The organism is Geofilum sp. OHC36d9, assembly GCF_052400685.1.
Taxonomy (GTDB): Bacteria; Bacteroidota; Bacteroidia; order Bacteroidales; family Marinilabiliaceae; genus CAZHHH01.
Window position 1 is genome coordinate 1 of record NZ_JBQTGJ010000035.1, and the last position, 8011, is coordinate 8011.

Sequence of the window (8011 nt, forward strand, 5' to 3'; positions counted from 1 at the left end):
ACAGTTATTACGATTTGTAACTAAATGGATTTATGCTATTTTTGAGAAAGGCTATCCCGTAGGGATTTAGTTCAACAAAAAATATAGGTCATTTGGCAGATAGTGCTAATCTTGAATATGGTAACATTTAATAATATATTTAGCGGTTTGATAGGTTAGGGTTTCAAATGCCAAACGCCCCATATTTAAAACGTTGTGCCCAACCAAAACAGCAACTAACAAATCATAAATCATGAATAAAATAAACCCTGAAATCGGATTTACTTCGGATGTAATTAAAGACCCAAATAGATTTATTGGAAGATCCGATTTAATAACTAAGTGCATAAAGGCAATTAATACTCCTTTAAATTTGATAGCGATTTATGGTAAAAGAGGTGTAGGAAAATCTTCTTTAGCGAGACAAATCCAACAAATCGCACTAGGTGACTATACATTGCTTAAAAAAGCAGGATTAGTACACCTCACACCAAAAAAGCCAAGAAGGTATCTTACGGTATATTACACATGTGACTCAATGATCTTAGACACAAAAGATTTATTATCAAGACTATTAAATGACCAAAACAATGAAGATGGATTATTACGTTTGGTGCCAGATGATGGGAAAGAACTTGTGGAATTCGGAAGAGTAACAGAAATTGAAGGAGGAACTGATTTAAAGTTAGTAAAATGGGGAATAAAAGGAATAGATTCTTCAAAGTATGCAAAAGTTGTAGAAAACGACTTAGTACAGACTTTTAGAAATTTTGTTAGTGCAATTGTAACACATCAAGTTCAAAATAAAATGAAACGTGATGGTTTATTAATAATTCTTGATGAATTTGATGTGATTCAAAACAAAGATAATATTGGTTCTTTGATTAAATCTTTAAGTTCGGATACAGTAAAGTTTGCAATTTGTGGTATTGGAAATGATTTAATGGATTTAGTTCATGATCATAATTCTGTTGAACGGCTTTTAGAAGAAGGGGCTTTAAAAGTAGGGAAAATGCAACCTTATGAATCCAAATCAATAATAAATAGAGCTGAAGAATTATTTGAAAATAAAATCACTTTTGATGGTACTGTAGTAGAGGCAATATCTTCAAAATCACAAGGATATCCATATTTAGTACAACTTCTAGGAAAAGAATGTGTAAACAAGTCAAATCAGTATGCCAAAGACTTCATTAATGATGCTATATTTAGTGAAGTTTTAAATGATATTAAAAACGGAATAGCATTTCCAACATTGGAGTCTCAGTATCAAAGAGCCATAGGTGAATCTGAGGGAAGGAAAACGTTATTGTTTTTACTAGCGTCACAGCCAGAAGGTAATGCAATCTTTACAGACGAGATGGGGAAAATTGCATTAAAGGAGGTACGCAAAGATGCTGCGGATTGGGAAGTTGACTACATCGATCAATTATTGCCAAGATTAATTGATAAGAGATTTGGACCTGTTTTAGTCAAGAGTGAAGAAAGACAAGGGTTATATGAATTTGTAAATCCTGTTTTTCGTGTTTATTGTCAATTAAAGGAATTATAATGGTAGCGCATAACATTTTATAAATTCTATGGCGGGCTCTGTGGTTTGCCAATGGCGGATTACTGCAGGTTTTACTCTTTCGTATTCGGACAGGAAATCACCCGCAATACGCCACGTAACTTATAATTTACCGTTGTACACAAATGTAAAAAAGTCCGCACTTAATTGAACCATTATGGAAGAGTTTGACAGGAATGAATTTCAAGAAGAAAGATCTTCGGCAAAAATGTATCTTGATACATTTACTTTTGATTTATATAATTCATTCGAGTCATCAGCAGATAAGGAAATAGAAAGACTAATAAATGAAATAGACAAGCTTAATCAAAAGCATAATGACCTTGATAAAAGTCAAACAAAGGAAAAAACTGAGCAAGAAATGATGAACATCGAAATCGATAAACATTATTGCTTAATTGACATAGAATATATCAAAGAAGAAATATGGGCATTGATAGAGATGAAAATTCTTTATGAATTTAAGTTTTTAGAAATAAACATTAAGAAACTTATTAGGACAACTTTTTCTGGGACAAAGACAAATGATTTTTATAAATGGGATTTATTGATTGCTTTTCTAAGAAGTAGAAATATAAAACCCAAAAATTTGAAAGGTTTTCTGGAAATATCGCAACTGAAGGATGTTAATAATACCTTGAAGCATTCAGGCGAATTCCCCGAAGAATTAAAAAATAAAATACCTGAATTTAAGAAAAAACGAATCGTATCTTTCTATGATTTAGACGCCTTTTATTCAAGGATTAAAAATTTTCCGAAAATATATTTGGCTGATTTGGCCTCTGCATTTCAAACAGAATTATATGAATTTAACGACCAAAAAATTGATAGAATAGCAAATAATATAGCTCGGCGAATGGAAAAGAAAGATGTAGATTTATTAATTAATGCGATAAAATCAAGATATTAACATCAGCGTACTACAGGCGGTCATACGCAATGCGGGGGATGGTGTAAGTTCGAAAGTGAGTACAGCTAATAACCATTCCAACAATTTGATAGGATTGTGTTTCGAAATCTCCGCAAATCGCATACCGCGTAAACGTTGTGCTCAATTTAAAAAGACCAGAATGACTACATTTACAAGATATTACAACTTCGACCGAGAACTCATAAGTATTTCTATGGATAATATGGAAACTATGATAACGAATCACGAGAATAAATCTAAAATTGCAGAATATTTGTATGAAAGACTATATACCAGATACCTGAAAATGTTTGATTATAAGAATTCAGAAACAGCTTTGTATGAAAAAGACGGAATAAAGAAAGACAAAAATATATTTAACGTTGAATACAAAAATGGATTTCTTCAATTAGCAGCTTGTTCACTATTAATTGAGACTTTGGCAGCATTTCTGACTGGTGAAAATGAAACACCAAATGGTCAGTCAAAAAATAGATTTAATTTAGGTTGAACTACATCCCGGTAGAACTATAACTGAATATTATGCACTTACTGCCGTTTTTTATGTTTTTCGGAAGAATGCTCCTACTTGCATTGTGCTGCTTTTGTTCAACTTATTTGATAAATATCAGCGAATTAGTAAATTCATTGTCTGTTTTTTCGAAAAATTATAGGCAAAGACAATATAAATGTAATAACGCTTTTAAGAGATAAACGATAATGGCTTTATGGGGACGTTACCGCCAAGTGAAAGACCGAAAATTCAACCGTCTATTTACTTGATTGAGAATGAGAATTAATCAAAAGGTAGTGCGGCTTTGAAAAGAAACATTAAGATATTTTGATTGATAACGAAAGATTTAAACACTGCAATCGGATAACTTTTCTGCAATGAGAAAGCAAAGATTTGATTGGATTGATAAAAGCGTTTATGAATAGATTATTTACATGATTTTGAACAGATAACGGTCTGATTTATTTTCAAATACTGAGGTTTTATTGTTTTCTGCAATTGGATTAAGGATTGAATTTACTGGAGATGAAAATTTCATCCTGCGAATTGATTTAGAGACCAATAATCTGATTGAAGTAATAAAAGCACCAACGAATAGATTATTAACAAAACTTTAAGCAGATAACGGTCTGATTCATTTTTAAATACTGAGGCTGGATTTGTTTTCTGCAATTAGATGGAGGATTGATTTAAAGACCGGTAATTCAAAACAAGATATAGCAAAGGGTTTTATTAGCAGAAACGTTTGAAACGAAAAATTTGAAAGCGAAGGTAAAATCTAAGCTTTCTGAAAAATGATAAACAGTTGCACAATATCCAACGATTGAATTATCGGACAAATTATCACCAGGCGGTAACAAGCGGTCATAAAACATTTGGGGGAAAGTAGCTATTCGAGTATTCTGCCACGCATCAAAGTTTGGTAACGGTAGATATGAACGAAACCCGCTCTCCCAAACGTTCCATACCGCGGGGCGTTGTGGTGCATGCGTCCCGGGATTCTGCAAACATGAAAACTAAGATAAAATGCTGGAAGATACTTACATTATCGGCTTAAAAGCATTGACTTATAATGTTGATACTAAAAATACTAATGGTACAGGAGCTATTAGAGTGATGTTGATTCTGACTCCTCTGTTGTTGATTACAGTGTTTTTTGAGTATTTATGACTAAAAGTTTTTGGTAAAAACACGGACAAATACACTTGACTAGTATACTAAAAAGATATACTTTTGTGATATACAAATAAAATATCATGAAAACAATATCCTTAAAAATAGACGATTCGATTTTCGGCGAGACTGAGAAAATACTTGCTCGGATTAAGAAACCACGGAATCGATATATAAACGAAGCGATTGAGTTTTATAATAAACTTCAACGCAAACAGATTTTGGAGAAAAAACTTAAAAAAGAATCTGAATTAGTTAAAGCGGATTCAATGTCTGTACTTAAAGATTTTGAGGAGATTGATTATGCCGATTAACCAATTTGAAATTTGGATTGCGGATTTGAATCCTCAGATTGGAACTGAACCAGGAAAAACAAGACCAGTTCTCGCGATACAGACAAATCTACTAAACAAGATTCCTCACCCATCGACTATTGTGTGCCCGATTACAACAAACGTAAAAAAGGATTCAGAGATATTAAGAGTACATCTAAAAAAAGGGACTGCAAATTTGCATCAGGCTTGTGATATTATGATTGACCAGATTCGTGCGATTGATAATAAACGATTGACAAAAAGACTTGGCGTTTTACCTGATGAACTGATTGAATTGGTAAAAGAAAATATTCAAATAATACTTGACCTTGAATAATGCACGACACCACACGCGGTATAGTTAATAAGGGTTTTTGTGGTTTTCGGGGCAAAGTAACCCGCTCTAAATTTTGCTTTAATTTGATAGGTAAAAGCCCGCAATCCCTTACTAACCATGACGCCAACCGTTGTAGCTTATTTATAATAAACCTGAAATTTATTGATGAAACTTACATTAAAAAAAATAATACACTTTCCTGTAATCAAAATAGTTTTAGGAATTACAATTTGTCTTGGAATACTTATCGGAATACAAAATTTGATTACAAAACCTTTAATACATCACTTTATTGACAGTAAGCCAATTGGAGATGCTATTATAAATTATATTTCTGTTATTGTTTTATTATTAAGCTATTTTTATTTTTTTAAAATATATGAAAAACGAGAAATTAAAGAACTGACTAAAACAAATTTAAGAACAGAATTATTAGGTGGTTTTCTATTTGGGTTTTTGGTTCTATCGTTGGTAATATTAATTCTTTATTTACTCGGTTATTATACAGTTGATAGTATATCTGGCTTTTCTTATCTATTAGCACCATTTTCATTTCTTGTAATTGCAGCTTTAATTGAAGAAGTTTTTTTTAGGCTAATTATATATAGAATTGTTGAAAAATGGTTAGGAACTTATTTGGCTTTACTAATAATATCTATAATTTTCACAGTACCACATTTGTTGAATGACAATGTTACATTATTGTCTGTTCTACTATTATTAACCTTTGGTTTTGCACATAGCATAATGTATACCTATACAAAAAGGTTATGGTTGCCTTTTGCGTTTCATTTAGGATGGAACTTTGCTCAACCTTTTTATGGTTCTAATCTCTCTGGAACAGAAGAAGGATATATAATCAATTCCAATTTTGATGGGCCCATTTTACTAATAGGAAGTGACTTTGGCATAGAAGATTCTATTTTGTCTATAATTTTACTACTCATAATTTGTATTATATTTTTGAAATTATCAATAAAAGAAAATAAAATCGTGAAAAACAAGCTACAATATATAGGAGTCTGAGCGGGCTGCACGACCCGGCGATTACCCCAGGTTGACGGACATTCCGGCAGACCTACAACTAAATACTATGAACCTACTGTCGTTTTTTTATGTTTTTGGGAAGAACATTCCCGTATTTGTACTGTGCTGATTTTATCCTTTTAGGCTTAAAAATTACCATTTTAGAGAGTGAAATATATCGACCCGACGGATGACGTCGTGTTTGTCTAAAAGTCAACTACTTCGTTATGGCCCGATTCTGCGTACCCAGCCGGCATGACATGCAGGCAAAATCGATGCAGAAACGCTTCAACTTTGTGTGTTCCGGTAGTCTCTGGCAACAAAGCGCCACCTTATGTTTCAGTTTTCAGGCTTTGTTGTCTTTAAATTCAGGAATAAGTACCCTGGCCTGCTCAATAATAGTTAAGCCTGTCTTTGTTACTCATAACTGTTTTATTTTCAAGTAAATGGTTTAGTTATAATGATTTGTGACTAAAAATATTTATGCTATTCATGGAATGAGCTATCCCGCAGGTATTTAGTTCCGCCATGGGTACAACTAAATCTGATTTAATATGTTTAGTTTATATTGGTTAAATTAATTGCTCAAAATACGTAACAAAATAAATATTTTATAGCATGTATATAATTAAAAATTTTAAAACACTTGTAAAATCATTATTTACGAGTGTCATGTTATTGTTTTTTAGTTTTAGTTACGCACAATATTCAACAAGTAAATTAACGCCTTTTACCTTAGATTTTGTTAATGGAATAAGTTCACCTGTGGGCGATTTTAAAAGTTTTTCCGAGTCAGGTTTTAATAGTGGTTTCGCAGTTAGTAAAACTTTTTGCAACAATATTTCTATAGGCCTTAACACCAATTATACAGCTTTACCTATAAAAAATAAATTGGGAGTTTCTAATGAAAAATGGAACTCGCTTTCGATGAGTATTGGTCCTCTATACAATATCGACGTCAATAAAATTTTTGTTCAGTTTTATGGGTATTTAGGACTTTCGTTTGTTGATATTCCTGAAGTTATAGATTTTTATCCTCAAACCGATTTTGTTTCTATAAATTTAAAAGGATCTAATTCAAGTGGATTAAATACTCGTTTTGGAATAAACATAGGAACTGAAATTTGTAATGGATTGCTCTTTTTTGCTTCTACAGAATATACCACAAATTATAATGAAAAAATAAACTATCAAATCAGGGATCTTACCAGTGCCCTTGATGATCGCGGTAGAATTGATGCTGATTTAGCGAATGATATTCCATTTGAAAATAGAGATTTTTTATTTTCAACGATGAATATCAATTTTGGAATCCGTTTAAATTTAAATTTTTCGAATCAAAGATCTCAGGATCACAACGCTAGTCGGAGCAATACCACCAGTAGTGTAATGAGTAATCCTGATGGCGATTTGGATAATGAAGATTCAAATGCAGGAAAAGCTCAGGACCACAACGCTAGCCGAAGTAATACCACCAGTAGCGTAATGAGTAATCCAGATGACGATTTGGATAATGAAGATACAAATACAGGAAAAGCTCAGGATCACAACGCTAGCCGAAGCAATACCACCAGTAGTGTAATGAGTAATCCAGATGACGATTTGGATAATGAAGATACAAATACAGGAAAAGCTCAGGATCACAACGCTAGTCGGAGCAATACCACCAGTAGTGTAATGAGTAATCCTGATGGCGATTTGGATAATGAAGATTCAAATGCAGGAAGAGCTCAGGACCACAACGCTAGCCGAAGCAATACCACCAGTAGCGTAATGAGTAATCCAGATGACGATTTGGATAATGAAGATACAAATACAGGAAAAGCTCAGGATCACAACGCTAGCCGAAGCAATACCACCAGTAGTGTAATGAGTAATCCAGATGACGATTTGGATAATGAAGATACAAATACAGGAAAAGCTCAGGACCACAACGCTAGCCGAAGCAATACCACCAGTAGTGTAAAGAGTAATCCTGATGACGATTTGGATATTGAAGATTTAAATGCAGGGAAAGCTCAGGATCATAACGCTAGCCGAAGCAATACCACCAGTAGTGTAAAGAGTAATCCAGATGACGATTTGGATAATGAAGATACAAATGCAGGGAAAGCTCAGGATCACAACGCTAGCCGAAGCAATACCACCAGTAGTGTAAAGAGTAATCCTGATGACGATTTGGATATTG

At 33.0% G+C, this 8011-nt stretch carries 7 protein-coding genes; all 7 read left to right on the top strand.

The window, feature by feature from the left end; genetic code table 11:
* The first annotated feature begins 232 nt into the window (after positions 1-232).
* Positions 233-1531 (top strand): nSTAND1 domain-containing NTPase, encoded by a 1299-nt coding sequence (locus ACT3CD_RS17055; protein WP_444646875.1) that lies wholly within the window; start codon positions 233-235, stop codon positions 1529-1531.
* Positions 1532-1706: 175 nt separating this feature from the next.
* A complete protein-coding gene (locus tag ACT3CD_RS17060; protein ID WP_444646876.1) occupies positions 1707-2459 on the top strand; it encodes a hypothetical protein in 753 nt (250 codons plus the stop codon).
* A gap of 214 nt (positions 2460-2673) precedes the next feature.
* Entirely contained in the window at positions 2674-2970 is a 297-nt protein-coding gene (locus tag ACT3CD_RS17065; RefSeq protein ID WP_444646877.1) for a hypothetical protein, read from the top strand.
* Between the two features lie 1259 nt (positions 2971-4229).
* Positions 4230-4460 carry a hypothetical protein gene (locus ACT3CD_RS17070; RefSeq protein ID WP_444646878.1) on the top strand — a complete coding sequence of 77 codons (231 nt, stop codon included), beginning with the start codon at positions 4230-4232 and terminating at the stop codon, positions 4458-4460.
* Complete coding sequence (locus ACT3CD_RS17075) at positions 4450-4797, top strand: type II toxin-antitoxin system PemK/MazF family toxin (protein WP_444646879.1); 348 nt, start codon at positions 4450-4452, stop codon at positions 4795-4797. The genes ACT3CD_RS17070 and ACT3CD_RS17075 overlap by 11 nt, the downstream gene beginning before the upstream one ends.
* A gap of 165 nt (positions 4798-4962) precedes the next feature.
* Positions 4963-5823 carry a lysostaphin resistance A-like protein gene (locus tag ACT3CD_RS17080; RefSeq protein WP_444646880.1) on the top strand — a complete coding sequence of 287 codons (861 nt, stop codon included), beginning with the start codon at positions 4963-4965 and terminating at the stop codon, positions 5821-5823.
* 618 nt (positions 5824-6441) lie between these two features.
* On the top strand, positions 6442-8011 hold a 1570-nt coding region (locus ACT3CD_RS17085), incomplete at its 3' end, for a hypothetical protein (protein ID WP_444646881.1).